11 protein-coding genes are annotated in these 25,301 nt (G+C 75.3%); 2 read left to right on the top strand and 9 right to left on the bottom strand.

Annotated elements, in window-relative coordinates:
- Positions 1-145: 145 nt before the first annotated feature.
- Together ACFWXO_RS07290 and ACFWXO_RS07285 are read right to left on the bottom strand one after the other, a co-directional pair.
- A complete protein-coding gene (locus tag ACFWXO_RS07290; RefSeq protein ID WP_380522696.1) occupies positions 146-727 on the bottom strand; it encodes a hypothetical protein in 582 nt (193 codons plus the stop codon).
- A gap of 19 nt (positions 728-746) precedes the next feature.
- A complete protein-coding gene (locus tag ACFWXO_RS07285; RefSeq protein ID WP_380522695.1) occupies positions 747-2,030 on the bottom strand; it encodes an MFS transporter in 1,284 nt (427 codons plus the stop codon).
- Between the two features lie 100 nt (positions 2,031-2,130).
- Here ACFWXO_RS07285 and ACFWXO_RS07280 point away from each other — a divergent pair, with 100 nt between their 5' ends.
- Positions 2,131-3,225, top strand: a complete 1,095-nt coding sequence (locus ACFWXO_RS07280; protein ID WP_380397212.1) for a DUF5937 family protein — start codon at positions 2,131-2,133, stop codon at positions 3,223-3,225.
- A gap of 65 nt (positions 3,226-3,290) precedes the next feature.
- Positions 3,291-4,142 carry a PhzF family phenazine biosynthesis protein gene (locus ACFWXO_RS07275; RefSeq protein WP_380522694.1) on the top strand — a complete coding sequence of 284 codons (852 nt, stop codon included), beginning with the start codon at positions 3,291-3,293 and terminating at the stop codon, positions 4,140-4,142.
- A 51-nt stretch (positions 4,143-4,193) separates the two neighbouring features.
- Here the strand turns inward: ACFWXO_RS07275 and ACFWXO_RS07270 are convergent, their stop codons facing one another.
- The 7 genes from ACFWXO_RS07270 to ACFWXO_RS07240 form a co-directional block, all read right to left on the bottom strand.
- Positions 4,194-5,423, bottom strand: a complete 1,230-nt coding sequence (locus tag ACFWXO_RS07270) for a PLP-dependent aminotransferase family protein (protein ID WP_375891700.1) — start codon at positions 5,421-5,423, stop codon at positions 4,194-4,196.
- A 65-nt stretch (positions 5,424-5,488) separates the two neighbouring features.
- Entirely contained in the window at positions 5,489-6,640 is a 1,152-nt protein-coding gene (locus ACFWXO_RS07265) for an alpha-hydroxy acid oxidase (protein ID WP_380522693.1), read from the bottom strand.
- On the bottom strand, positions 6,637-7,770 hold the full coding sequence (gene hppD / locus ACFWXO_RS07260; RefSeq protein ID WP_380522692.1) for a 4-hydroxyphenylpyruvate dioxygenase: 1,134 nt from the start codon (positions 7,768-7,770) through the stop codon (positions 6,637-6,639). The genes ACFWXO_RS07265 and hppD overlap by 4 nt, the downstream gene beginning before the upstream one ends.
- 146 nt (positions 7,771-7,916) lie before the next feature.
- Positions 7,917-9,212 (bottom strand): MFS transporter, encoded by a 1,296-nt coding sequence (locus tag ACFWXO_RS07255; RefSeq protein WP_380522691.1) that lies wholly within the window; start codon positions 9,210-9,212, stop codon positions 7,917-7,919.
- 238 nt (positions 9,213-9,450) lie between these two features.
- Complete coding sequence (locus tag ACFWXO_RS07250; RefSeq protein WP_380522690.1) at positions 9,451-10,482, bottom strand: aminotransferase class I/II-fold pyridoxal phosphate-dependent enzyme; 1,032 nt, start codon at positions 10,480-10,482, stop codon at positions 9,451-9,453.
- Positions 10,482-11,528, bottom strand: coding sequence for an SAM-dependent methyltransferase (locus tag ACFWXO_RS07245; protein ID WP_375891663.1), 1,047 nt, complete (start codon positions 11,526-11,528; stop codon positions 10,482-10,484). The genes ACFWXO_RS07250 and ACFWXO_RS07245 overlap by 1 nt, the downstream gene beginning before the upstream one ends.
- A gap of 100 nt (positions 11,529-11,628) precedes the next feature.
- A complete protein-coding gene (locus ACFWXO_RS07240) occupies positions 11,629-25,203 on the bottom strand; it encodes an amino acid adenylation domain-containing protein (protein ID WP_380522689.1) in 13,575 nt (4,524 codons plus the stop codon).
- Positions 25,204-25,301 lie beyond the last annotated feature (98 nt).

The following is a 25,301-nucleotide window of genomic DNA, read 5'->3' as shown; positions in this document are numbered from 1 at the left end:
CGCCGCGGGGCGGGGGGGGCGCCCCCGCCCGCCCCCGCCCGGTGCGCGCCCTCCTAATCCGCCGGGGGGGGGGGCGCCCCGGGCCGCGCCCCCCCCCCCCACCGGCGTGCCCGGACGTCGGCGCCCGGGCGTCAGTGCCCGGCCGTCAGTGCCTGGTCCAGAGGGTGAGGTCGCTGCTGGTGGCCACGGCCAGGGTGCGGCCGGTGGGGGAGAAGCCGGCAGTGCGGAAGGTCGACCAGGAGGAGTGGAAGACGTGCCACCAGGTCTCCCCGTGCTGCCCGCCCCGCTCGGGCGCCGTGCCGCCGACCAGCAGCACGCGGTGGTGCGGCCACTCGGGCGCCGGGACGTCGACGGACCAGCCGTCGTCCGTCCCGCTGTGCAGGCCGCCGCCCCACAGGCCGGCCACCGGGATCCGCAGGCTGGCGACCGGGCCGAGGCCGGGGCAGGAGAGGTCCGGGCCGTCCGGGTCCTCCTCCGGGTCGTACTCGCGCTCCAGCTTCTCGCCCGTCACCGCGTCGAACAGGCCGTGCCCGCTGCTGGAGACGGTCAGCACCAGGTCGTGCCCGGTGTCGGGGTGGACGGCGAAGCCGATGCCGAGCAGCCCGCCGACCGGGACGATCCCCCGGCCGACCTGCCGCCACGGCGCCGGCGGGGGGATCACCTCGGCAGCCAGGATCCGGTCGCGGAGCTGCTGCTGGAAGGGGGTCAGGACCATGCGGATGATCATCCCACCGACGGTCGGGGCGCTACTCCTCCGTACGGGACAGCCGCAGCAGCGCCAGTGCCCCGACCGCCGTGGTCACCGCCAGCCCGCCCCACAGCAGACCCGGCCCCGCGGCCAGCAGCGCCGTCAGCACCGCCGGAGCCGCCGCCCGGCCGACCCCCATCGACAGCTCCCAGCGGGCCAGCGCCCGCCCCAGCAGGTGCGGCGGCGCGATGGCCGCCACCAGGGCCGTACCGGAGCCGGTGTAGAGGATCTCGCCGAGCGTGTACAGCACGGACACCAGCACGATGCCCACCGTGCCCGGGACCCCGCCCAGCGACCCGGCCGCCCAGAAACCCAGGTACGACAGGCTCAGCGTCGCCCCCGCGGCCGCCAGCACCGACTGCCGGGAGTGCTTCGCCAACCGCAGCACCAGCGCCAGCTGCAGCGCGATCACCAGCACGGTGTTGCCCACGAACACGCCCGAGGACCAGGCCGCGGAGGCGTGCAGCTGGAGCACCAGCAGCGCGGGCAGCGCCACCTCCAGCACGTCGAAGCAGAACGCGTACGGCAGGTTGGCCAGGCTCAACAGGGTGATCCGGCGCAGCGGTTCACCGCCGTCCCCGGCCTCCCCGGCCCGCTCCGCCACCGTCTGCGGCGCCCGGACCCGCAGCGAGGCCACCAGGGCGGCGGCCAGCAGGCTGGCCGTGCCGGTCAGCCCGGCCAGCACCCGGATGGTGTCCGTCCCGCCGGCCACCGCGACCGTCGCCAGCAGGGCGCCCGCGCCCATGCCCGCGTTGCGCAGCGAGCGCCCGGCGGCCAGCGCCGCGTCCCGCAGCCGGCCCTCGGTCAGGGTGCTCACCACGGCGGTGTGGGTGGTCGGCCAGGACTGGCTGCCGATGCCGAACAGCACCGCCGCCGCGGTGAACAGCGGCAGCCCGTCCGCGGCGAGCAGGACCAGTGCGCCCGCCGCCCGCAGCAGCAGGGTGACGGCGGCGGGCAGGGTGCGGGCGCCGGTGTCGATCCAACGGCCGGTCAGCGGCACCATCACCAGCCCGGCGACCATCCCGGCCGACAGGGCCAGGCCGACCGCCCCGGCGGGCAGGTGGAGCATCCCGACGCCGTACAGCAGCAGGAACGGGCGCAGCATGCCGCCGCCCACCGCGTCGACGGCGACGGCCGCCGCGTACCGGGGGCCGCCGGCGGCGGTCAGCAGGCCCAGCAGCGCGGACGGGCCGCCCCGGCCGGTGCCGGTCGGCGGGGCGGGCGGTTCGCTGGTGGGGACGGAGGCGGTGTCGTGGCCGGACTTCTCCTGGATCGGGCTCATGGCCGGTACGGTCCGCCCAGGTGGCGCCGCGTGTCGCGTGGATTGACGGTTAGCGTCAATCGGCGTGGGAGGGGGCGCCGCGGGATGACAGGATTTGATCGTGAGTGTGACCATCGACATCACCGGCCTGCCCGAGGAGCGCCTGCTCTTCGCGCCCTCGCCGCTCGCCGAGCTGAACGCCATGCTGCACGTGCTCGCCGAGCCCGCGCACCATCCGGCGTTGCAGGGCTGGGCGGCCTCCACCACCACGGCGATCCCGCCGGAGCTGTCCGAGCGGCTGCTGGAGGCGGACTTCCTCTGGCGGTCCTCGCGGGCCGACTTCCTGGTGCCCGGTCAGCCCGCCGCCACCCTCGCCGAGGAGCTCGACGCCGTCGACCGGGTCGACGACGAGCTGTACGTGACCGCGGCCCTGATCACCACCTGCGGCTCCTCCCGGCTCAACCGGCGGACGGCCTCCCCGCTCAGCGACCCCGCCGCCAACGAGCGCGCCCGCGAGCTGGCCCTCGCCCGCGGCCCCCGGCAGGCGGCCTTCGCGGACCGGCTGCTCGCCGACCCGCCCGCCGTCCGGGCGCTGGTGCGCCGGATGCTGGAGGACTGCGAGTCGGCGTTCTTCGCCGACGCCTGGCAGCGGGTCCTGCCCGGGCTGGCCGCGGACTCCCGGCACAAGGCCGACCTGCTCGCCCGCCGCGGCCTGGCCGAGGCCATCGGCGCGCTGTCGCCGTCCGTCGGCCTGGACGAGAGCGGCGGGCGGCGGCGGATCGTCATCGACAAGCTCCAGGACTCCGGCACCAGCGGCACCGACGGCAACGGGGTCACCTTCATCCCCACCGCCTTCGGCCGCCCCCACCTGCTGGCGGTGCACGCCCCGGGCTGGCGGCCGGTCCTGCAGTACCCGGTGGCCGAGGCCGGGCTGCCCGAGCCGGTCTCGCTCGCGCTGGTCCAGCAGCGGCTGGAGGCGCTCGCCCACCCGATCCGGCTGCGGCTGGCCCGCACCATCGCCCGCGGCCCGCACACCACCGGCGAACTCGCCGCGGCCTGGCAGTTGAGCGCCCCCGAGGTGTCCCGCCACCTGGCGGTGCTGCGCAAGGCCGGGCTGCTGGTCACCGAGCGGCGTGGGCGGTACATGCTCTACCAGCTGGACCTGTCCGGCAGCGCCCGGCTCGGCTCGGACTTCCTGGAGGCGGTGCTGCGGTGAGCGGGCCGTACGTGGACGAGGGGAACGGCGGGAACAGCGGGCGGCCGGAACACGTTCGTCCGGTCATGACCGACGACGCTCCTGAGATCCTCCGCTACGCCGCCTTCGCGATCCGCCCCGAGGGCGGCAACCCCGCCGGCGTGGTGCTCGACGCCACCGGACTGACCGCCGAGCGGATGCTCGCCGTCGCCGCCGAGGTCGGGTACTCCGAGACCGCCTTCCTGACCCCGGGCAGTGAGCAGGGCGCCTACCACGTGCGGTACTTCAGCCCGCTGCTGGAGGTGCCGTTCTGCGGGCACGCGACGGTGGCCGCCGCCGTCGCGGTCGCCGAGCGGTCCGGCCCGGGCCGCTACGTGTTCGGCACGGCGGCCGGGGACGTCCCGGTCGAGGTCGAGCGCGGCGCCGACGGCCTGCGGGCGACGCTCACCAGTGTCGAGCCGAAGGTCGAGGAGGTGCCGGCGGCGGACGTCGAGGAGGCGCTCGCGCTGCTCGGCTGGTCGGCCGCCGACCTGGACCCGGCGCTGCCGCCGCGGATCGGCTACGCGGGCGCCCGGCACCTGGTGCTGGCCGCCGGCACCCGCTCCCGACTGGCCCGGCTGGACTACGACTTCGACGGGCTGGCCGCGTTCATGAACGCCCGCGACCTGGTCACCCTGCAGCTGGTCTGGCGCGAGGCCCCCGAGGTCTTCCACGTCCGCGACCCGTTCCCGGTCGGCGGCGTGGTCGAGGACCCGGCCACCGGCGCGGCCGCGGCCGCCTTCGGTGCCTACCTACGCGAGCTGGGCGCGGTGACCGCCCCGGCCGTGCTGACCCTGCACCAGGGCGAGGACCTCGGGCGCCCGGGCGTGCTGCGGGTCGAACTGCGGGCGGAGGACACCCGGGTGCGGGTCTCCGGCACGGCGGTGGCGATCCCGTAGTGCCTCGGCGCCGAGGGGGAGGGGAGAGGCCCTCCCCCTCGGCGCCCCGGCTCAGGACCGGGCGGCGAGCAGCGCGGCCAGGCCGTCCAGGCCCCGGTCGACGGTCGCCGGGTCCACCTGGCTGACGGAGAGCCGCAGTTGGCGCTCCCCGCCCGCACCGGGGTAGAAGTGGGACATCGGCGTCCAGATCACCCCGTACCGCGAGGCGGAGAGCTCCAGCAGGGCGTCGTCCACCACGCACGGCACCGTGAGCACCAGGAAGAAGCCGCCGCGCGGCTCGTTCCAGGTCACCCCGCCGCCCGGCGGGAAGCGCCGGGCCAGGCCCGCCAGCACCAGGGCGAGGTTGCGCCGGTAGAGCGCGGCGACCTCGGTGTTGGCGGCCCGCAGGCTGTGGCCGTGTTCGAGCAGCGCGCCGCCGATCACGGCCTGGGCGATCGGCGAGGTGTTCACCGTGGTCATGCTCTTGACCATGCCGAGCAGGTCGGCCAGCAGGACGCTGCCGCCCGCGCCGTCCGCCACCAGCTGGTCCGCGACCACGTAGCCGACCCGGGCGCCCGGGAGGGCCGTCTTGGCGAAGGACCCGAGGTGGACCACCCGCCGTGCGGTGTCCAGCGCCTTGAGCGAGGGCAGCCGCTCCTCGCCCGCGAACACGCAGTACGGGTTGTCCTCCAGGACCAGGAAGTCCTCCTCGGCGGCCAGCTCCAGCAGCTCCCGGCGCAGGTCCAGCGGCAGGCTGGCGCCGCTCGGGTTGGCCACGTCCGGGACCAGGTAGAGCGCCCGGGGGCGCAGCCCCTCGGCCCGGGCGTCGGCCAGCTGCCGACGCAGGTCGGCGAGGTCGAGCCCGTCCGGGCCGTCGGCCACCGGCCGCACCGGCAGGTCCGCCAGCAGGGCGGCGCCGGTCAGCCCGACGTAGGTGGGCGAGACGGCCAGCACCACGTCCTCGGGGCCGCGGCGCAGCGCCCGCAGCACCAGGAACATCGCCTCCTGGCAGCCGACCGTCACCACGATCGACTCGGCGGGCACCTCGATGCCCTCGTCCACCGCGAGGTGCGCGGCGATCAGCTCGTGGATGATCCCCTTGGTCCGCCCGTACTGGAGCACCTGGCGCCGGGCCTGCTCCTCGGACAGGCCGCGCTCGCCGCGCAGGTGCGCGGTGTAGCGGTCCAGGTACCGGTGGACGGCGTCCAGGTCGAAGAACTGCTCGGCCGGGCGGCCGGCCGCGAAGGAGACCGCCTCCGGGTAGCGGATGGAGATCTCGTTGAGCAGGTTCATCGAGGTCATCGCCGGGTCGGCGAGGGAGGGGTGCAGGTCGGTCAGCCGCAGCTCGTGCGGCGGGGCGGTGACGGTCACGGGGCACTCCAGGCGGGGCAGGGCAGGGGGGTGGTGCGCAGCTCGGCGGCGGCGGTCAGGTCGGCGCAGCCGGCCAGGCCGAGGGCGTGGCGAAGCTCGGCGGCCAGCAGCTCCAGCACCCGGGTGCAGCCCGGTTCGCCGGCGGCCGCCAGGCCCCAGATCGCCGGGCGGCCGAGCAGCACCCCGGACGCCCCGAGGGCCAGCGCGGTGAGCACGTCCGCGCCGCCACGCACCCCGCTGTCCAGCAGCACCTGGCAGCCGCGCCCGGCCAGCGCCTCGGCGACGGCCGGCAGGGCCGTCAACGAGGGCACCGCCCGGTCGAGTTGGCGGCCGCCGTGGTTGGAGACCACCACGGCGGAGGCGCCCAGCTCGGCGGCCCGCAGGGCGTCCGACGGGTCGAGCACCCCCTTGACCACCAGCGGCAGCCGGGTGTGCTCGCGCAGCCAGCCGAGGTCCGCCCAGGTGACGGCGGGGGAGAGCAGCTCGGCGGTGTGCGCGGCCACCGCCGAGACCTCGGCGGTGCTCCGGTGCGCCCGCCCGGCGGCGCCGCCCTCCAGCAGCGCCGCGCGGACGTCCCCGGGCAGGGCGAAGGCGTTGCGGGCGTCGCGCAGCCGGCGGCCCATGTACGGCACGTCGGCGGTGACGACCAGGCACTCGCTGCCCGCCGCCTCGGCCGCCGCGACCAGGTCGAGCAGCCGGGCCCGGTCGCGCAGCCAGTACAGCTGGAACCAGAGCGTGGCCCCGGTCGCGGCCAGCTCCTCGAAGCCGACGCTGCTGAGCGTGCCGACGGTGAACGGCACCCCCGCCGCGGCGGCCGCCCGGGCCGAGGCGAGTTCCCCCTCGGGGTGGAACAGCCGGTGGTAGGCGATCGGCGCCACCGCCACCGGCAGGGCCGAGCGGCTGGCCACCAGGGTCGCGGAGGTGTCGCAGGCGGAGACGTCGGCGAGCACCCGGGGCACCACGGCCTGCCGGTCGAAGGCCGCCCGGTTGGCGGCCAGGGTGCGCTCCTGCTCCGCACCGCCGGCCAGCCAGTCCCAGACCGGGGCGCTCAGCGCGGCCCGGGCCGCCTGCTCGTACTCGGCCACGGACAGCGGCTGCCGCGGCGCGGCGGTGCCCGCGCCCGGCGGGGTCAGGATCGGCGCGCTCATCCGGATACTTCGCTGGCGTTGCGCTGGAGTTCGACGGCCTCGTAGAGGGCGCGGATGTTGTTGCTGCCGAAGTTGCGGGCCCGGATGCGCTCGATCACCTCGAAGAAGAAGGTGCCGCGGGGGTGCTGGGAGCGGGTGAAGATCTGGAACAGCTGGCCGTCGTGGTCCTGGTCGACCAGCAGGTTCAGCTCGCGCAGCTGGTCGAAGGAGTGCCGCAGCGGGGTCAGCCGGGCGGGCAGGGCGTCGAAGTAGGTGCTCGGGGTGCGCAGGAAGGGCACGCCGCGGGCGGCCATGGTGGAGACGGAGTGGACGGCGTCCTGGGAGGAGAAGGCCACGTGCTGGACCCCGGCGCCGCCGTGGTCGGCGAGGAAGGAGGCGATCTGGCCGCCGGCGTCCGGGGTGAGCGGCTCGATCAGGGTGAGGGTGACGCTGTGGTCGGGGCTCTGCACGACCATCGAGTCCATGCCGAGGGCGCCGACCTCGATCCGCTCCTCGAAGACCATCCGGAAGCCGAAGACCTCCTGGTAGTGCCGGACGGTCGCGCGCAGTTCGCCGGAGGGGACGCAGACCGCGAAGTGGTCGACGGAGCGCAGGCCCACCTCCGCGGCGCCGGTCACGGGCGGTGCGTCGGGCAGGCCGGGGATCCGGTCGGCGGGGACGTCCGGGTCCCGCTCGATCAGGGTGTGCACCACGTCGCCGAAGGCGCCGACCACGGCGGTGACACAGCCGTCCGCGGCCTGCGGCGGGCGCAGCCCGTCGGCGCCCCGCCCGGTCAGCGCGCGGTAGGCGGCGGTGGCGTCCGGGACCCGCAGGGCCAGTGCGGCCACGCCGTCCTCGTGCCGGGCCAGGTAGGCGGTGGCCGGGTGGCCGGCGGCCAGCGGCTGGGTGAGCAGCAGCCGGATCGCGGCCTGGCCGAGCAGGGCGGAGACGCAGCGCTCGGCGCTCGCGCCGCGCTCGGTGGGCGGGACGAGCAGGTCGAAGCCGTACTCCGCGGTCAGCCGGGCGACGTCGGCGGCGAGGTCGGTGACGTAGAACTCGACGTGGTCCAGGGCGAGTTCGAGCGGCTCCCCGGTGTCGGTGGTGAGGTCGGTGAGGTCGGTGGGGAGCTCGGGAGAGGAACGGTCGGGCATCTGAGGGGCTCTCTCGTGAGGAGTGCGCGGAGGCCCGCCCCGGCGGCGGTGCGGTGCGGCAGGGCCGCCGCCGGGTGGGCCGGTGGCGTGGTGCGGGCCTGGGTGGTGCGGGGACGGGAGGTGCGGGGACGGGAGGTGCGGGACGGTCAGGTGGACTGGAGGCGCGGGGCGGGCTCGGTCTCCTCGGCCGGGGCCTGGGCCTGGGCCGGGGTGAGCTCTCCGGCGGGCTGCTCCGCCGACTCCACCTCGTCCTCGTCGTCCTCGATCGCCGCGTCGGGCTTGCCCAGCAGGTAGAGGCCGGACAGCAGCGCGCCGATCACCATGGCGACCAGCACCGTGCGGAAGTCCAGCGCGGCCACCAGGCCGGCGCCGACGCCGATGGCGATCGCCTGCGGGGCGGTGAGGGCGAGGTTGACGGCCGCCTGGGTGCGGCCCATCAGCTGCGGCGGGGTCAGCGACTGGGCGGCGGTGGCCAGGCCGACCACGCCGGCCGGCATGCCGGCCCCGGCGATCAGCAGACCGGCCGCCACCACCCACACCGAGGGCGCCAGCAGCAGCAGGGCGCCGACCCCGAAGGTGGCCGAGCCGAGCATGACGGTCCTGCGGGGGCCGAGCTTGCCGATCAGGACGCCGCCCAGCACCGAGCCGCCGAGCGCCCCGACCGCCTCCACCGTCTCCAGCACGCCCAGGAACTGCGGCGAGCGGCCCAGTCCGTGCTGGATGAGCGAGAACAGCACCGGCTGGAGGAAGCTGAGCACGGTCGCGGTGGCGGTGGTCGCGATCAGCAGCGGCAGCAGCGAGGCGGTGGAGCGCAGGTGCTGGAAGCCCGCCAGTACCTCGGTGCGCCAGTGCCGCCCGGACGGCTCCGGCTTGGACTCGGGCACCCGCAGCGCCAGGAAGGCGAGCGCGGCCGCGAGCAGGATGCCGATGTCGACCAGGGCGACGGCCCGGCCGCCGAGCCACCCGTACAGGCCGGAGCCGACCAGCGGCGCGACCAGGGTGGTGCCGGCCCGCATGGTCTGGGTGAACCCGACGGCCGCGCCGAAGTCCTGACGCTCCGTCAGGATGGTGCGCAGCATCGCGCTCTGGGCCGGGGTGAGGACGGCCCCGGCCAGCCCGTAGAGCACCGCGGTGCCGTAGATGATCCACAGGTGGCCGCGGCCGTCGACCAGCAGCAGCGGCGAAACCGCCACCGCCAGACCGAGGTTGACCGCGACCAGCAGCGGCCGTCGGCGGACCCGGTCGGCGACCAGGCCGCCGAGCGGCAGCAGCAGCATCGGGACGGCGTAGCAGAACATGACCAGACCGGCCGCCGAGCTGCTCCCCGTCAGGACCTTGGCCCAGATGCCGAGGGCGATGAAGAGCGCGCTGTCCCCGAGGACGGACAGCGTCTGTCCCGCGATGTAGAGCCGGAACTCCGGCCGCGCCAGAAGTGGGTGCATGTCCTGTCCTGTCCTTGACTGCTGCGTGTGCGGTGGGTGGTGCGGGTCCAGCGGGTCCAGCGGGTCTGGCAGGCCTAGGGCCTGTCCGGCGGATCTTGCCAGGCGCGCGACGCCGGGCATCCCGCCTGGACGCACGCCCGAATCGCCCAAGTACGTCCAGTACGAGGCCGACTCGGGCGCACGCCCAGCCGGGCGCCCAACGCCGCGCGCTGATCTGCCAAGATCCGCCGGACAGGCCCTAGCGGGGCGGTGCGCCGGCGGCCCGGTGGGCGCGGGTGAAGCCCTCGATCACGGCGTCGACGGCGTCCTTCTCGCCGACGGCGATCCGGATGCCCTGGCCCGGGTAGAAGCGGACGGCCACCCCGAGCCGCTCCAGCTCCGCCTTGACCGGGAGCTGCTCCTCGGGTGAAGGTGCCGTCACCCAGAGGAAGTTGGTCAGGCTCGGCGGCACCGACCGGCCCAGGGCGAGCAGTTCGGCCCGCAGCCGGTCGCGTTCGGCGGCGATCTCGGCGATCCGCCGGTCCACCTCGTCCTGGGCGGCGACGGCGGCCAGCAGGCCCGCCTCCTGGAGCCGGTTCACCGCGTACGGCACCTGGACGTCGCGCACCCGCCGCGCCACCGACTCCTCGGCGACGGCGTAGCCGATCCGCAGCGCGGCGAGGCCGTGCGACTTGGAGAGGGTGCGCAGCACCACCAGGTTGGGCCACTCGGCGATCCGGTCGGGCACCGCCGGGGCGGCCCAGCCCCGGGCGAAGTCGACGTAGGCCTCGTCCAGCAGGATCAGCGCGGTGGCCGGCACCTTGCGGAAGAAGTCGGTCAGTTCCGCCCAGGAGTAGACCGTGCCGGTCGGGTTGTGCGGGTTGCACAGCACGATGATCCGGGTGCGCCCGTCCACCCGGCCGGCCATCGCGGCCAGGTCGTGCCGGGCGTCCGGGCCGAGCGGGACGGACCGGGACTCGGCGCCGGCGATCGCGCAGAACAGCGGGTACGCGTCGAAGCAGGGGTCCGAGTGCACCACGTTGTCGCCGGGGCGGACGACGGAGTGGAAGAGGTCCAGGGCGACGCCGGCCGAGCCGTGGCCGACCACGACCTGCGCGGCCGGGACGTCCTGCCAGTCGGCGATGATCCGGGCGAAGCGCTCCGGGCGGAAGTCCGGGTAGCGGTTCAGGTCGCCGACCGCCCCCGCCAGGGCGGTCAGCACGGACGGCAGCGGCGGGTACGGGTGCTCGTTCTGGGCCAGCAGGTGTGCGGCCCCGGCTGCGGCGGCCATCAGTCGGCCTGGAGGACGTAGAGCCAGCTGTGCGGGGTGGCCAGCGCCTCGACCCGGTCGATCCGCAGCCCGGCGTCGGTGAACAGCTGCTCGTAGGTCTCCTTGGTGTGCAGCGGCACGCCCATCATCGCGTGGGCCAGTTCGAAGCCGACCGAGAAGACCGGCATCGCGCTCTGGGACTCGCCCGGGCCGCGCAGCATGGTGTCGCCGAGCACGAAGGTGCGGGCCTTGGGGAAGGCCTCGCGCATCCGGGTGAAGATCGAGGAGCGGGTACTCGGGTCGGCGAGCAGGTCGTGCAGCAGGAAGAAGCTCATCACGGTGTCGACCTCGGCCACCTCGGCGGCCTCGGCGTCGTTGTCGATCTGGGTGCCGAGCAGGCCCAGCACGTCGGCCCGGACGGCGGTGACCCGGTCCTGCATCCCGGCGGCGGCGATGTCGGCGCGGGCGATGTCGGTGGCCGGGCGGCTGATGTCGATGCCCAGGCCGCGGCTGCCCTCGCGCTGGGAGACCACCCGGCGCACCCGGGCGGAGGTGCCGCTGCCCAGGTCGGCGATGGTGCGGAAGTCGATGCCGGAGAGCACGTCGGTGAGCTGCGCGGCGAACATCGACTGGTCGCACTGGGCGGAGCCGAGGGCGACCATCGCCTCGTCGCGGTACACGTCCTGGTTGTAGTGGTGCGAGCCGGTGCTCAGGTGCCCGGCGCGGCCGAACACGTCGTGGTAGCCGCCGACCGCCCAGGTGAAGTAGCCGCGGGCGGCGGCGATCTCGATGCCCGCCTCGGTGGGCAGGTAGCCGGCGCCGTCGGCCTTGAGGTAGCCGTAGTCGGCGGCGGCGCGCAGCACGGCCTCGGTGCGGGCGGTGTCGCCGCGCTGGGAGGTGGCCGTGGCGGCGGACAGCGCCTCGCCGCGGCCGATCTGCTCCAGCACGCCGATCCGGTCCAGCGCGAAGATCACGTTGGCGGCGATGAAGCCGTTGTAGGCGTCGGTCGACGAGATCGGCGCCGGGGTGACGCCGCGCCAGGTGTCGGGGATGACGGCAGTCTGCATCGGTGTGTCCATTCCTCGTGTGGGCCGGGTCGCGGCCGCTTGGCGTGGTGGTGCGGGGGGTGTCGCGGTGGTGCGGGGTGGTGCGGTGGTGAGGGGAGGCTCAGGGGCGGGGCGTGGGGGCCTGCGCGGGGTCGCGCAGGCGCTGGGCGAGCACCGGGCCGATGACCGCGAGGGCCTCCGGGCCGGTCATCGCGCCGTGGGTGCTGGGCACGTGGTGGACCTCCAGCCGGCCGCCCACGTGGGGCCGCCAGCTCTCGGGGTCGGGGGCGTCGGCCGGGCGGTCCTGGGTGGCGACGAAGACCAGCGCGTCGCCGTCGTAGCCGGGCAGCGGGGCGTCGCCGGCCAGCGCCAGGTTGGCCAGGAAGACCTCGACCACCCGGGCCACCCCGGCGCCGCTCAGCCCGGCCAGCGGGCCGGCGCCGTGCCGGACCAGCTCGGCGTAGCCCGCCTCGTCGGCGGGCCAGTCGGTGATCTCGCCGGCCTGCTGCCCGAGGGACTCCAGGATCGCGGCGAGCAGCGCCGGGTCGCGGTCGGGGGAGCCGCCGGTGGACCGGGGGCGGGAGCCGCCGGTGATCCGGTCGGGGGAGGCGCCGGTGATCCGGGCGTACTCGTCCAGCTCGGGGTAGCCGTCCAGCACGGCGAGCAGGTCGACCCGCTCGCCCTGTTCCCGCAGCAGCGCCGCCACGGCGTGGGCGACCGGGCCGCCGAAGGACCAGCCCAGCAGGGCGTACGGGCCCTCGGGGCGCACCGCGCGCAGTTCGGCCAGGTAGTCGCGGGCCATCTCCGCCAGGCTCGCCGGGTGGCGGGAGAGGTCGGCCAGGCCGGGGGCCTGGAGGCCGTAGATCGGCTGCTCGGCGTCCAGGTGGCGCAGCAGGCCGGTGTACACCCAGCTGATCCCGGCCGCCGGGTGCACGCAGAACAGCGGCGGGCGCGTGCCGCGGGTGCGGATCGGCAGCAGCACCGGGAAGTCCTCCTCGGCGGGGGCGCCGTCCCGGGCCGCGGCCAGCAGGTCGGCCAGCCCGGCGACGGTCGGCGCCCGGAACAGCGCCCGGACGCCGAGTCCGGCGCTGCCGGTCAGCTCGCGCAGGCCGGCGACCAGGCGCCCGGCCAGCAGCGAATGGCCGCCCAGCTCGAAGAAGTTGTCGTCGATGCCGACCCGCTCCAGGCCGAGCACGTCGGCGAACAGCCCGCAGAGCACCTCCTCCAGCGGGGTGCGCGGCGCCCGGCCGCCGCCCGCCCGGCCCGGCTCGGGGGCGGGCAGCGCCCGCTCGTCGAGCTTGCCGTTGGGGGTCAGCGGCAGGCGTTCCAGCGGCACCAGGGCGGCGGGCAGCATGTAGTCCGGCAGCTCGGCGGCCAGGTGGGTGCGCAGCGCGTCCAGGTCCGGCGCACCGGCGTCCGGGGCCGGCACCAGGTAGCCGACCAGGCGCTTCTCGCCCGGGGTGTCCTCGCGCACCACCACGGCGGCGGAGGCCACTTCGGGACGGCGGCTGAGCACCGAGCCGATCTCGCCCAGCTCGATCCGGAAGCCGCGGATCTTCACCTGGGCGTCGATGCGGCCCAGGTAGTCCAGTTCGCCGGAGGCCGTCCAGCGGGCCAGGTCGCCGGTGCGGTACATCCGGGTGCCGGGGGCGCCGAACGGGTCGGCGACGAAGCGCTCGGCGGTCAGTGCCGGGCGGCCCAGGTAGCCGCGGGCCAGGCCGGCCCCGGCGACGTACAGTTCGCCGGGCACCCCGGCGGGCACCGGGCGCAGCCGGGAGTCCAGCAGGTACAGCCGCAGGTCCGGGATGCCGGCGCCGATCAGCGACCGGGACTGCCCGGCGGCCGTGGCGGTGTCCAGCGGGCGGTAGGAGACGTGCACCGTGGTCTCGGTGATGCCGTACATGTTGACCAGCACCGGCGCGTCCTCGGCGTGCCGCTCGTACCAGGGCGCCAGCCGGGCCAGGTCGAGCGCCTCGCCGCCGAACACCACCCGGCGCAGGGCGAGCCGGGAGCCGAGTTCCGGCTCCTCCTGGTCGGCCTGCATCAACTGGTAGAAGGCGGACGGGGTCTGGTTGAGGACGGTGACCCGCTCGCGCACCAGCAGCTCCAGGAACTCCCGGGGCGAACGGCTGGTCCCGAAGGGCACCACGACCAGGCGGCCGCCGTGCAGCAGCGCGCCCCACAGCTCCCAGACCGAGAAGTCGAAGGCGTAGGAGTGGAACAGGGTCCAGACGTCCTGCGGGCCCGGGGCGAACCAGTGGTCGGTGGCGGCGAACAGCCGGGCGACGTTGCGGTGCGGGATCACCACGCCCTTCGGCCGGCCGGTCGAGCCCGAGGTGTAGATGACGTACGCCGGGTGGTCCGGGCCGAGCGCGGGGGCGGGGGAGGGGGCCTCGGCGGGCGTCCGGGCCAGTTCGGCGGCCGTCCCCGGGGCGTCGAGGAGCAGCAACGGCAGCTGGGGGTCGAGCAGTCGGCCGGCGGCCGCGGTGGTGGTGAGCAGCAGCGCGGGGGCGGAGTCGGCCAGGGTGTAGGCGATCCGGTCGGCCGGGTAGTCCGGGTCGATCGGCACGTAGGCGCCGCCGGCCTTGAGCACGGCGAGCACGGCGACCACCAGCTCCACCGAGCGGGGCAGCGCCAGCGCCACCAGGCGCTCGGGGCCGACGCCGCGGGCGGCGAGGAGCCGGGCCAGCCGGTTCGCCCGGGCGTCCAGTTCGGCGTAGTCGATCCGCTCGTCCTCGTCGACCACCGCCACGGCCTGCGGGGTCCGGGCCGCCTGGGCCGCGAACAGCTCCGGGAGGGTGCGGGGTTCGGCGGCCGCCGGCCGATCGGTGGGCGCGCTCCAGTGGTCCAGGATCAGGGCCCGCTCGGCGGGGTCGAGGATCTCCGCCGCGTCGACCGGGCGGGCCGGATCGGCCAGCACGGCGGTCAGCAGCCGCTCGAAGCGCTCGCCGACCGCCGTCACCGTGGCCGGGTCGAACAGCTCCTCGGCGAACTCGACGACCACGCCGATCCCGGCCGGGGAACCGTCGGCGGCCAGCCGCTCGCTGAAACCGAAGGCCAGGTCGAACTTGGCGAGTTCGGCCGCCGAGGGCTCCACCCGGGCGGGCAGGCCGGCGAAGTCGAGGGCGGCCTCGGCCTCGGGCCCGGCGGCGAAGGTCAGCATCACCTGGAACAGCGGGTGCCGGGCCGTCGAGCGGGCCGGGTTCAGCACCTCGACCAGCCGCTCGAAGGGCACGTCCTGGTGCTCGAAGGCGTCCAGGTTGGCCTGCCGCACCCGCTCCAGCAGCGCGTGGAAGCTCGGGTCGCCGGAGAGGTCGGCGCGCAGCACCAGGGTGTTGACGAAGAAGCCGATCAGCTCGTCCAGCGCCTCGTCGGTGCGTCCGGCGACCGGGGTGCCGAGCGGGATGTCGGTGCCCGCGCCCAGCCGGCCCAGGGTGGCGGCCAACGCGGCCTGCACCACCATGAACACGCTGGTACGGCTCTCCCGTGCCAACTCGACGACGGAGGCGTGGAGTTCGGCCGAGAGCCGGAACTCCACGGTGTCCCCGCGGCGGGTGGGTGACAGCGGCCGCTTGCGGTCGTAGGGGAGCGTCAGCTCCTCCGGGAGACCGGCCAGCGCCCGCCGCCAGTAGGCGAGTTGGCGGTGCTGGGCGCCGTCCGGGTCGTCCTCCGCGCCGAGCAGCTCGCGCTGCCAGAGGGCGTAGTCGGCGTACTGGACGGGCAGCGGCCGCCAGTCGGGCTCCGCGTTCGCGCGGCGGGCCCGGTAGGCGGTGTCCAGGTCGCGCAGCAGCGGGCCGACGGACCAGCCGTCGCTGACGATGTGGTGCATCAGCACCAGCAGTGCCTGCTCGCCCTGTGGCAGGGAGAACAGCGTGGCCCGCAGCGGGAGTTCGACGGCCAGGTCGAAGGCCTCCCGGCTCGCGGCGGCCAGCGCGGCCCGCAGCTGCGCCTCGTCGGCCACCGTACGGGTGTGCAGGACGGGTTCGGCGCTCGGGGTGACCAGCTGGTGCGGCCGGCCGTCGGCGCCGGGGAAGGTGGTGCGCAGCACCTCGTGCCGGGCGACCACGTCGGCCAGGGCGCCGGCCAGGGCGTCGGCGTCCAGGGTGCCGTCGATCCGGAGCACGAGCGGGGTGTTGTAGAGCGCGCTCGGGCCCTCGAACTGGTCGATGAACCAGAGGCGCTGCTGGGCGTGGGAGAGCGGGACCAGCTCCGGGCGCGGCCGGGGCAGCAGCCGGGCGCGGACCGGGCCGGTGCCCTCGCCCAGGTGGCCGGCCAGGGCGGCCACGGTCGGGTGGTCGAAGAGGGCGCGGATGGGGAGTTCGACGTCCAGGGCGGTGCGGATCCGGCTGATCAGCTTGGTGGCGAGCAGGGAGTGGCCGCCCAGGGCGAAGAAGTCGTCGTCGATGCTCAGGGCGGGCAGGCCGAGGGTCTCGGCGAACAGGGCGCACAGGGCCCGTTCGGCGGTGCTGCGGGGGGCGCGGCCCTCAGGGGTGCCGGTGTAGTCGGGGGCGGGCAGGGCGCGGCGGTCCACCTTGCCGTTGGCGGTGACCGGCAGCGCGTCCAGGGTGACGATCGCGGCCGGGACCATGTAGCCGGGCACCCGGTCGGCGAGGAAGGTCCGCAGTTCGCCGGGGGTGGCGTCGCCGGTGACGTATGCGACCAGGCGCTTGTCCCCGGGCTGGTCCTCGCGGACCGTCGCCACCGCGTGCCCGACCGCCGGGTGGGCGGCCAGCGCCGCCTCCACCTCGGCCGGCTCGATCCGGAAGCCGCGGATCTTCACCTGGTCGTCGGCGCGGCTGAGGAACTCCAGCACGCCGTCCGCGCTCCACCGGACGATGTCGCCGGTGCGGTACATCCGCTCGCCCTTGCCGCCGAACGGGCAGGCCACGAAGCGCTCCGAGGTCAGGCCCGGGCGGCCCACGTAGCCCCGGGCCAGGCCGTTGCCCGCGAGGTACAGCTCACCGGGCACCCCGGCGGGGACGGGCCGCAGGGCGTCGTCCAGCACGTACGCCCGGGTGTTGGCCAGCGGGCGGCCGATCGGCACCACGGCCGGGACGTGCCCGCCGGGCGTCATGGTGAAGGTGGTCTTGATGGCCGTGGTCTCCGTCGGCGCGTACACCGCCACCACGTCCGTCTCCGGGCACGCCCGGAACAGCTGCCGGACGGCCTCCGGGGGCACCACGTCACCGCCGGTCCACACCTGGCGCACCCCGCGGAACGCCTCCGGGGTCTCCTCGGCCATCAGGCGCAGCAGACCGGAGGGCGCCTGCACCAGGGTGACGGCGTGCCGGGTGATGGTCGCGGCCAGCGCGGGGAGGTCGAGCTGTCCGGGGGCGGCCAGCACGATCCGCCCGCCGGTCACCAGCGGGGCCCACACCTCGGTGGTGGAGGCGTCGAAGGCGGTGGGCGAGTGCAGCAGGACGCTCTCGTGGTGGCCCTGGTGGAAGTGCGGGTTGGTGAGCAGGTCGACGACGTTGCGGTGGGTCACCGCGACGCCCTTGGGGAGGCCGGTCGAGCCCGAGGTGTACATCACGTAGAGCAGCTGGCCGGGGTGGGAGCGGCGGCCGGCGGGGGTCTGGGCGTTGGGGGTCCGGGCGGCGGGGGCGAGGCCGGTGGGGGCCTCGGTGACGTCGAGGGCGGTGAGGCCGGTGCCGGTGCCGTCGGTGCCGCTGTCGAGGACCGGGTGGTCGCGGTGGGCCGGGTCGACCAGGACGAGCTGCGCCCGGGTGTCGGCGAGGATGTGCCGCATCCGGTCCAGCGGGTACCGGGCGTCCAGCGGGACGTACGTGCCGCCCGCCTTGGTGACCGCCAGGATCGCCGTCACCAGCTCGGCCGAGCGGTCCATCAGGATCGCGACCGGCTCCTCCACCGCCAGCCCGCGGGCCAGCAGTACGGCGGCCAGGGCACCCGCCCGGGCGTCGAGTTCGGCGTAGCTCAGCCGCCCGGTGTCGGACACCACGGCCACCGCCTCGGGGGTGGCGGCCGCCCGGGCCTCGAACAGCTCGGACAGCGTGCTGTCGGCGATCGGGACGGCGGTGTCGTTCCAGCCGGTGAGCAGCTGCTCGCGCTCGGCCGGGTCGAGGATCTCGATGGTGCCGATCGGCGCGTCCGGGTCGGTGGCGGCGGCCTCCAGGACGCGCAGCAGGCGCTCGGCGAGGGTGGCGACGGTGGCGTGGTCGAAGAGGTCCGCCGCGTACTCCACGGCCGCGGCCACGCCGAGCGGGGTGCCGTCCGCGTCGTGCTGCTCGGTGAAGTTGAAGTTCAGGTCGAAGTGCGCCTGGGACTCGCCCGCGCCCTCCAGTACCCCGCTGACCCCGCCCAGGGTGAGCACGGGGGCCGGGCCGCTGCTCACCGTGAGGACGGTCTGGAAGAGCGGGTGGCGGGCCGGGGTGCGGGTGGGGTTGAGCTGTTCGACCAGGCGCTCGAAGGGGAGGTCCTGGTGCTCGAAGGCGTCCAGGGCGGTGCGGCGGACGCGGTCGAGGAGTTCGCGGAAGCCGGGGTCGCCGGAGGTGTCGGTGCGCAGGACGAGGGTGTTGACGAAGAAGCCGACCAGGTCGTCCAGGGCTTCGTCGGTGCGTCCGGCGACGGGGGTGCCGAGCGGGAGGTCGGTGCCGGCGCCGAGCCGGGTGTACAGCGCGGCGACGGCGGCCTGCACGACCATGAACAGGCTGGCCCGGTTGGCAGCGGCCAACTCGCTGAGCCGTCGGTGCAGTTCGGCGTCCAGCCGGTACTCCACCGTCCCGGCCCGGTGGCTAGGGGCGGCCGGTCGCGGCCGGTCGTACGGGAGCGCCAGCTCCTCCGGGAGCTCGGCCAGGGCCTGCTTCCAGTGGGCGAGTTGGGTGTGCTGGGCGCCGTCCTGGTCGTCCGCGGTGCCGAGCAGGCCGCGCTGCCAGAGGGTGTAGTCGGCGTACTGGACGGGCAGCGGCCGCCAGCCGGGTTCCGTGTGGGCCAGGCGGGCCCGGTAGGCGGTGTCCAGGTCGCGCAGCAGCGGGCCGACGGACCAGCCGTCGCTGGCGATGTGGTGCAGCAGGACGACCAGGGCGTGCCGTTCGGCGTTCAGCGAGAACAGCGAGACCCGGATCGGCAGGTCCTCGGCGAGCCGGAACACCGCGCCGGTGGCCTCGGCGACGGCGGCGCGCAGCTGTGCCTCGTCGGCCACCGTGCGGGTGTGCAGGGCGGGTTCGGCGTGCGCGGCGATCAGCTGGTGCGGCCGGCCGTCGGTGGCCGGGAAGGTGGTGCGCAGCACCTCGTGGCGGGCGACCACGTCGGTCAGGGCCCCGGCCAGGGCCTCGGGGTCGATCTCTCCGCTGAGGTGGGCGACGAACGGGGTGTTGTAGAGCGCGCTCGGGCCCTCGAACTGGTCGATGAACCACAGGCGTTGCTGGGCGGGGGAGAGCGGCACCAGGGCGGGCCTGGCCTGCGGGCGCAGGGCCGGGCGGGCCGGGGTGTCGACGGTCGGCAGGGTGGTGGCCAGGGCGGCCACGGTGGGGTGGTCGAAGAGGGCGCGGAGGGGGAGTTCGACGTCCAGGGCGGTGCGGATCCGGCTGATCAGCTTGGTGGCGAGCAGGGAGTGGCCGCCGAGGGCGAAGAAGTCGTCGTCGATGCTCAGGGCGGGCAGGCCGAGGGTCTCGGCGAACAGGGCGCAGAGGGCCTGCTCGGTGCCGGTGCGGGGGGCGCGGCCCTCAGGGGTGCCGGAGTAGTCGGGGGCGGGCAGGGCGCGGCGGTCGACCTTGCCGTTGGGGGTGACGGGGAGGGCGTCGAGAACGAGGACGGCGGCCGGGACCATGTAGCCGGGGAGGCGCTCGCCTGCGAAGGCGCGCAGTTCGCCGGGGGTGGCGTCGCCGGTGACGTAGGCGACCAGGCGTTTGTCGCCGGGCCGGTCCTCGCGGACCAGGGCGAGGGCCTGGCGGACGGCGGGGTGGGCGGTGAGGGCGGCCTCGACCTCGCCGAGCTCGATCCGGAAGCCGCGGATCTTGACCTGGTCGTCGGCGCGGCCGAGGAACTCCAGCACGCCTTCGGTGGTGCGGCGGACGAGGTCGCCGGTGCGGTACATCCGGCTGCCGGGGGCGCCGTAGGGGTCGGCGACGAAGCGTTCGGCGGTGAGGGCCGGGCGGCCGACGTAGCCCCGGGCCAGGCCGTGTCCGGCGACGTAGAGCTCGCCGGGGACACCGACTGGGACGGGCCGCAGGGCGTCGTCCAGCACGTAGGCCCGGGTGTTGGGGAGCGGGCGGCCGATCGGGACGCTGTCCGGCACCTCGGCCGCGGTGGTCATCCGGTGGTGGGTGGCGAAGGTGGTGGTCTCGGTCGGGCCGTAGCCGTCGACCACGGCCAGGCCGGGGCAGGCGGTCATGACGCGGCGGACGGCGGCGGCGGAGACCACGTCGCCACCGGTCCACACCTCCCGGAGGCCGGTGAAGAGGGTCGGCGCCTCGGTGGCCATGACGTTGAACAGTCCGGCCGTGAGCCAGGCGGCGGTGACGCCGCCTCGCTGGAGGGTGTCGGTGAGTTCGGTGACGCCGAGTCGCCCGGGCGGGGCGATGACGAGGCGGGCGCCGGAGAGCAGGGGGGCCCAGAGTTCGTAGGTGGAGGCGTCGAAGGCGGTGGGCGAGTGGACCAGGACGCGTTCGTGGGCGCCGCCCGCGAAGGTGCCGCCGAGGGCGAGGTCGACGACGGAGCGGTGGGTGACGCCGATGCCCTTCGGCGTGCCGGTGGAGCCGGAGGTGTGCATGACGTAGGCCAACTGCTCGCCGCTGGCCACGAGTTCGAGGTTGGGGGCTCGTTCCTCGCCGACGGTGAGGGTGGTCAGCCCGGCCAGCGCGGGGTGGTCGCGGTCGGTGACGGCGATCCGGGCGCCCGCGTCGGCGAGCACGGCCGCCAGGCGCTCCTGCGGCTGGGCGTCGTCCAGTGGGACGTAGCTGCCGCCGGCCTTGAGCACCGCGAGCAGGGCGATGACCAGGGCGGGGGAGCGCTCCAGCAGCAGGGCGACGGGGGTCTCGGTGCCGACGCCCGCCTCGGCCAGGCGCAGCGCCAGGCCGTTGGCCCGGGCGTTGAGTTCGGCGTACGTCAGCTCGGTGGAGCCCGCGACCAGGGCGATCGCCTCGGGCGTCGCTGCGGCCTGGGCCTCGAACAGCTCGGGCACGGTGCCCGCCGGAAGCTGCGCCACCGGCCCGTGCCAGCCGGTGAGCAGCTGCTCGCGCTCGGCCGGGTCGAGGATCTCGATGGTGCCGATCGGCGCGTCGGGGTCGGTGACGGCGGCCCGGAGGACGCGCAGCAGGCGCTCGGCGAGGGTGGTGACGGTGGCGTGGTCGAAGAGGTCCGCCGCGTACTCCACCGCGCCGGAGAGGCCGCCCGGTACGCCTGGTCCGCCCGGTCCGGCCGGACCGCTCAGCTCGGCGAAGCCGAAGGAGAGGTCGAACTTGGCCACGTTGAGGTCGAACTCCAGCTCGCCGCACGGGAGGCCGCCGAAGGTCTGCGGCGCCTTCGCCTGGTTCTCCAGGGCGATGAGGGTCTGGAAGAGCGGGTGGCGAGCCGGGGTGCGGGTGGGGTTGAGCTGTTCGACCAGGCGCTCGAAGGGCACGTCCTGGTGCTCGAAGGCGTTGAGGTCGGACTGCCGTACCCGGTCCAGGAGTTCGCGGAAGCTGGGGTCGCCGGAGGTGTCGGTGCGCAGGACGAGGGTGTTGACGAAGAAGCCGACCAGGTCGTTGAGCGCCTCGTCGGTGCGTCCGGCGACGGGGGTGCCGAGCGGGAGGTCGGTGCCGGCGCCGAGGCGGGTGTAGAGGGTGGCGACGGCGGCTTGCAGGACCATGAACAGGCTGGCCCGGTTGGCGGTGGCCAACTCGCCCAGCCTCTGGTGCAGTTCGGCGTCGACGGTGAACTCGACCAGCTCGCCCCGGTGGCTCGGCGCGGCCGGTCGCGGCCGGTCGTAGGGCAGCGCCAGTTCCTCCGGCGCGTCGGCCAGGGATGCCTGCCAGAAGACGAGTTGCCGCCCGATCAGGCTGTCCTGGTCCTCCTCGTCGCCGAGGAGTTCGCGCTGCCAGAGGGTGTAGTCGGCGTACTGGACGGGCAGCGGCTCCCACTGGGGCGCGTCTCCGTGGCGGCGGGCCCGGTAGGCCTCGCCCAGGTCGCGGAAGAGCGGGGCGACGGACCAGCCGTCGCTGGCGATGTGGTGCAGCAGGAGCAGCAGCACGTGCCGCTCGTCGGGCAGCGAGAACAGCGCCGCCCGGAGGGGCAGTTCGGTGGCGAGGTCGAAGGCGTGCGCGTTCGCCCGGTCCAGCAGCCCGGCCAGCTCGGTCTCGTCGGCGACGGTGGTGACGGTCAGGGTGGGCTCGACGGAGTCGGTGACCAGCTGGTGGGGCTGCCCGTCGGCGACCGGGAAGAGGGTGCGCAGCACCTCGTGCCGGGCCAGCAGGTCGTGCAGGGCGGCGGTCAGGGCCCCGGTGTCGACCGGGCCGGTGAGCCGGAGCGCGAAGGGGGTGTTGTAGAGGGCGCTCGGGCCCTCGAACTGGTCGATGAACCAGAGGCGTTGCTGGGCGTAGGAGAGCGGTACCGGCTCAGGGCGGGTGCGCGCCGTCAGCCCGGCCCGGCCCGGGGTGGTGTCCGCGCCGAGGTGCTGGGCGAGGGCGGCGATGGTGGGGTGGTCGAAGAGGGTGCGCAGGGGGAGTTCGGTGCCGAGGGCGGTGCGGATGCGGCTGGTGAGCCGGGTGGCGAGGAGGGAGTGCCCGCCCAGGTCGAAGAAGTTGTCGTCGATGCTCGGCTCGGCGGTTCCGAGGACCTCGGCGAAGAGCGCGCACAGGGTCTGCTCGGTGGCGTTGCGGGCCGCCCGGCCGGGGGTGGCGGCGGAGTAGTCGGGGGCGGGGAGGGCGCGGCGGTCGACCTTGCCGTTGGAGTTGACCGGGAGGGTGGTCAGCGGCACGACGGCGGCGGGGACCATGTAGCCGGGCAGCCGGTCGGTGACGAAGGCGCGCAGTTCGTCGAGCGGGGCGTCGCCGGTGACGTAGGCGACCAGGCGCTTGTCACCGGGATGGTCCTGGCGGACCGTCGCGAAGGCCTGCCGGACGGCCGGGTGGGCGGCGAAAGCGGCCTCCACCTCGGCGAGTTCGATCCGGAAGCCGCGGACCTTGACCTGGTCGTCCGTTCGACCGACGAACTCCAGTTCTCCTGTGGTGGTCCAGCGGGCGAGGTCGCCGGTGCGGTACATCCGGGTGCCGGGCGCGCCGTACGGGTCGGCGACGAAGCGTTCGGCGGTGAGGGCGGGGCGGCCGACGTAGCCGCGGGCCAGGCCGTGCCCGGCGAGGTAGAGCTCGCCGGGGACGCCGACCGGGACCGGCCGCAGGGCGTCGTCGAGGACGTACACCCGGCTGTTGGGCAGCGGCCGGCCGATCGGCACCACGGCGGCCGGCACCTCGGCGGGGGAGGTCATCGCGCGGAGGGTGGCGAAGGTGGTGGCCTCGGTCGGGCCGTAGGCGTTCACCACCTTCAGCCCGGGGCAGGCCTCCAGGACGCGTCGCATGGCCGCCGGTGAGGCGATGTCCCCGCCGGTCCAGACCTCGCGCATCCCGGCGAAGGACTGCGGGGCCTCGGTGGCCAGCACGTTGAACAGGCCGGCGGTGATGAAGGCGCCGGAGACCTGCTGCCGGCCGAGCAGGTCGGCGAGTTCGGTGACGCCGAGCCGCCCGGGCGGGGCGATGACGAGACGGCCGCCGGAGAGCAGCGGGGCCCAGAACTCGTAGGTGGAGGCGTCGAAGGCGGTGGGGGAGTGCACCGCGACCCGGGCGAGGTGCTCCCCGGTGAAGGCCCCGCCGAGGGCGAGGTCGACGATCGCGCGGTGGGTGATGCCGATGCCCTTGGGGGTGCCGGTGGAGCCGGAGGTGTGCATGACGTAGGCCAACCGCGCGTCCGGGATGGCGAGTTCGAGGTTCTCCGCGGTCTCCTCGCCGACCGCGAGGGTGGTCAGCCCGGTCAGCGCGGGGTGGTCGCGGTCGGTGACGGCGATCCGGGCGCCCGCGTCGGCGAGCACGGCCGCGAGGCGCTCCTGCGGTTGGGCGTCGTCCAGCGGGACGTAGCTGCCGCCGGCCTTGAGCACCGCCAGCAGGGCGACGGCCAGGGCGGGGGAGCGCTCCAGCAGCAGGGCGACGGGGGTCTCCGCCCGCACCCCGGCCTCGGCCAGGCGCAGCGCCAAACCGTTGGCCCGGGCGTTGAGTTCGGCGTACGTCAGCTCGGTGGAGCCCGCGACCAGGGCGACGGCCTCGGGCGTCGCGGCGGCCTGCGCCTCGAACAGCTCGGGCACGGAACCGGCCGGAAGCTGCGCCACCGGCCCGTGCCGGCCGGTCAGCAGGTCCTCGCGCTCGGCCGGGTCGAGGATCTCGATGGTGCCGATCGGCGCGTCCGGGTCGGCGGCGGCCGCCCGCAGCACCCGGGCGAGGCGCTCGCCGAGGGTGGCGGCGGTGGCGTGGTCGAAGAGGTCCGCCGCGTACTCCACCGCGCCGGTCAGGCCGTTGGCGACGCCCTGCGCGTCGTGCTGCTCGACGAAGGCGAAGGACAGGTCGAACTTGGCGAGGTGCTGGTCGAGGACGTGCTCCCGGCAGGCGAGCCCGGCGAAGTCGGCGGGGAGGTCCTCGTCGCTGTCCAGCGTCAGCATGGTCTGGAAGAGCGGGTGGCGGGCCGGGACGCGGGCCGGGTTGAGCTGTTCGACCAGGCGCTCGAAGGGCACGTCCTGCTGGTCGAAGGCGTCCAGGTCGAGGAGGCGCACGCGGGCCAGCAGCTCGCGGAAGCTGGGGTCGCCGGTGGTGTCGGTGCGCAGGACGAGGGTGTTGACGAAGAAGCCGACCAGCTCGTCCAGGCCCTCGTCGGTGCGCCCGGCCACCGCGGTGCCCAGCGGGAGGTCGGTGCCGGCGCCGAGCCGGGTGTACAGCGTGGCGACGGCGGCCTGGAGGACCATGAACAGGCTGGCCCGTTCCTTCGCCGCCAACTCGGCCAGGTCCGCGTACAGTTCGGCGTCCAGGGCGAGTTCGGCGGCGCCGCCGAGCCGGGTGGGCGCGGCGGGTCGCGGCCGGTCGTAGGGGAGGGCCAGCTCCTCCGGGGCCTCGGCCAGGGCGCGCTGCCAGTGGGCGAGTTGGGTGGCGACCACGCTCTCCGGGTCGTCCTCCTCGCCGAGGAGTTCGCGTTGCCAGAGGGTGTAGTCGGCGTACTGGACGGGCAGCGGCTCCCACTGCGGCGCGGCGCCGGTGAGGCGGGCCCGGTAGGCGGCGTCCAGGTCGCGGAAGAGCGGGGGGACGGACCAGCCGTCGCTGGCGATGTGGTGCATCAGCACCAGCAGCACGTGCTCCTCGGCGGAGAGCGAGAACAGCGAGCAGCGGATGGGCAGTTCGGTCGCGAGGTCGAAGACGTGCCCGGCCGCTGCGGTGAGCCGGGCGGTCAGCTCGGCCTCGTCGGCGACCGGGACGGCGGCCACCTCGACGGCGGTGACGGCGGGGCTCTGCGGCTCGGCGATCGACTGCTGCGGGCGGCCGTCGACGGCGGGGAAGGTGGTGCGCAGCACCTCGTGCCGGGCGAGCACGTCGCGCAGCGCGAGGGTGAGGACGGCGGCGTCGAGCCCACCGGTCAGCCGGACGGCGAACGGGGTGTTGTAGAGCGCGCTCGGGCCCTCCAGCTGTTCGATGAACCACAGCCGCTGCTGCGCGAACGACAACGGGATCACGGTCTGCCTCCGACGGATGACGTGCTGAGTGGGGACTGGGCGTTCGGGCCACCGGGGACGGCCGGTGGCCCGCGCGACCTGCGACGAGCGGTGAGCTG

The sequence above is a fragment of the Kitasatospora sp. NPDC059088 genome, assembly GCF_042738155.1.
In the GTDB taxonomy this organism is placed as follows: Bacteria; Actinomycetota; Actinomycetes; order Streptomycetales; family Streptomycetaceae; genus Kitasatospora.
This window is presented reverse-complemented; position numbering and strand designations above follow the sequence as displayed.

Bases quoted from the DNA above. Each gene is read 5' to 3' on its own strand.
- hppD (WP_380522692.1), bottom strand. From the start codon at position 7,770: ATGCCCGACCGTTCCTCTCCCGAGCTCCCCACCGACCTCACCGACCTC.
- ACFWXO_RS07270 (WP_375891700.1), bottom strand. From the start codon at position 5,423: ATGACCTCGATGAACCTGCTCAACGAGATCTCCATCCGCTACCCGGAG.
- ACFWXO_RS07290 (WP_380522696.1), bottom strand. From the start codon at position 727: ATGATCATCCGCATGGTCCTGACCCCCTTCCAGCAGCAGCTCCGCGAC.
- ACFWXO_RS07275 (WP_380522694.1), top strand. From the start codon at position 3,291: ATGACCGACGACGCTCCTGAGATCCTCCGCTACGCCGCCTTCGCGATC.
- ACFWXO_RS07255 (WP_380522691.1), bottom strand. From the start codon at position 9,212: ATGCACCCACTTCTGGCGCGGCCGGAGTTCCGGCTCTACATCGCGGGA.
- ACFWXO_RS07250 (WP_380522690.1), bottom strand. From the start codon at position 10,482: ATGGCCGCCGCAGCCGGGGCCGCACACCTGCTGGCCCAGAACGAGCAC.
- ACFWXO_RS07245 (WP_375891663.1), bottom strand. From the start codon at position 11,528: ATGCAGACTGCCGTCATCCCCGACACCTGGCGCGGCGTCACCCCGGCG.
- ACFWXO_RS07265 (WP_380522693.1), bottom strand. From the start codon at position 6,640: ATGAGCGCGCCGATCCTGACCCCGCCGGGCGCGGGCACCGCCGCGCCG.
- ACFWXO_RS07285 (WP_380522695.1), bottom strand. From the start codon at position 2,030: ATGAGCCCGATCCAGGAGAAGTCCGGCCACGACACCGCCTCCGTCCCC.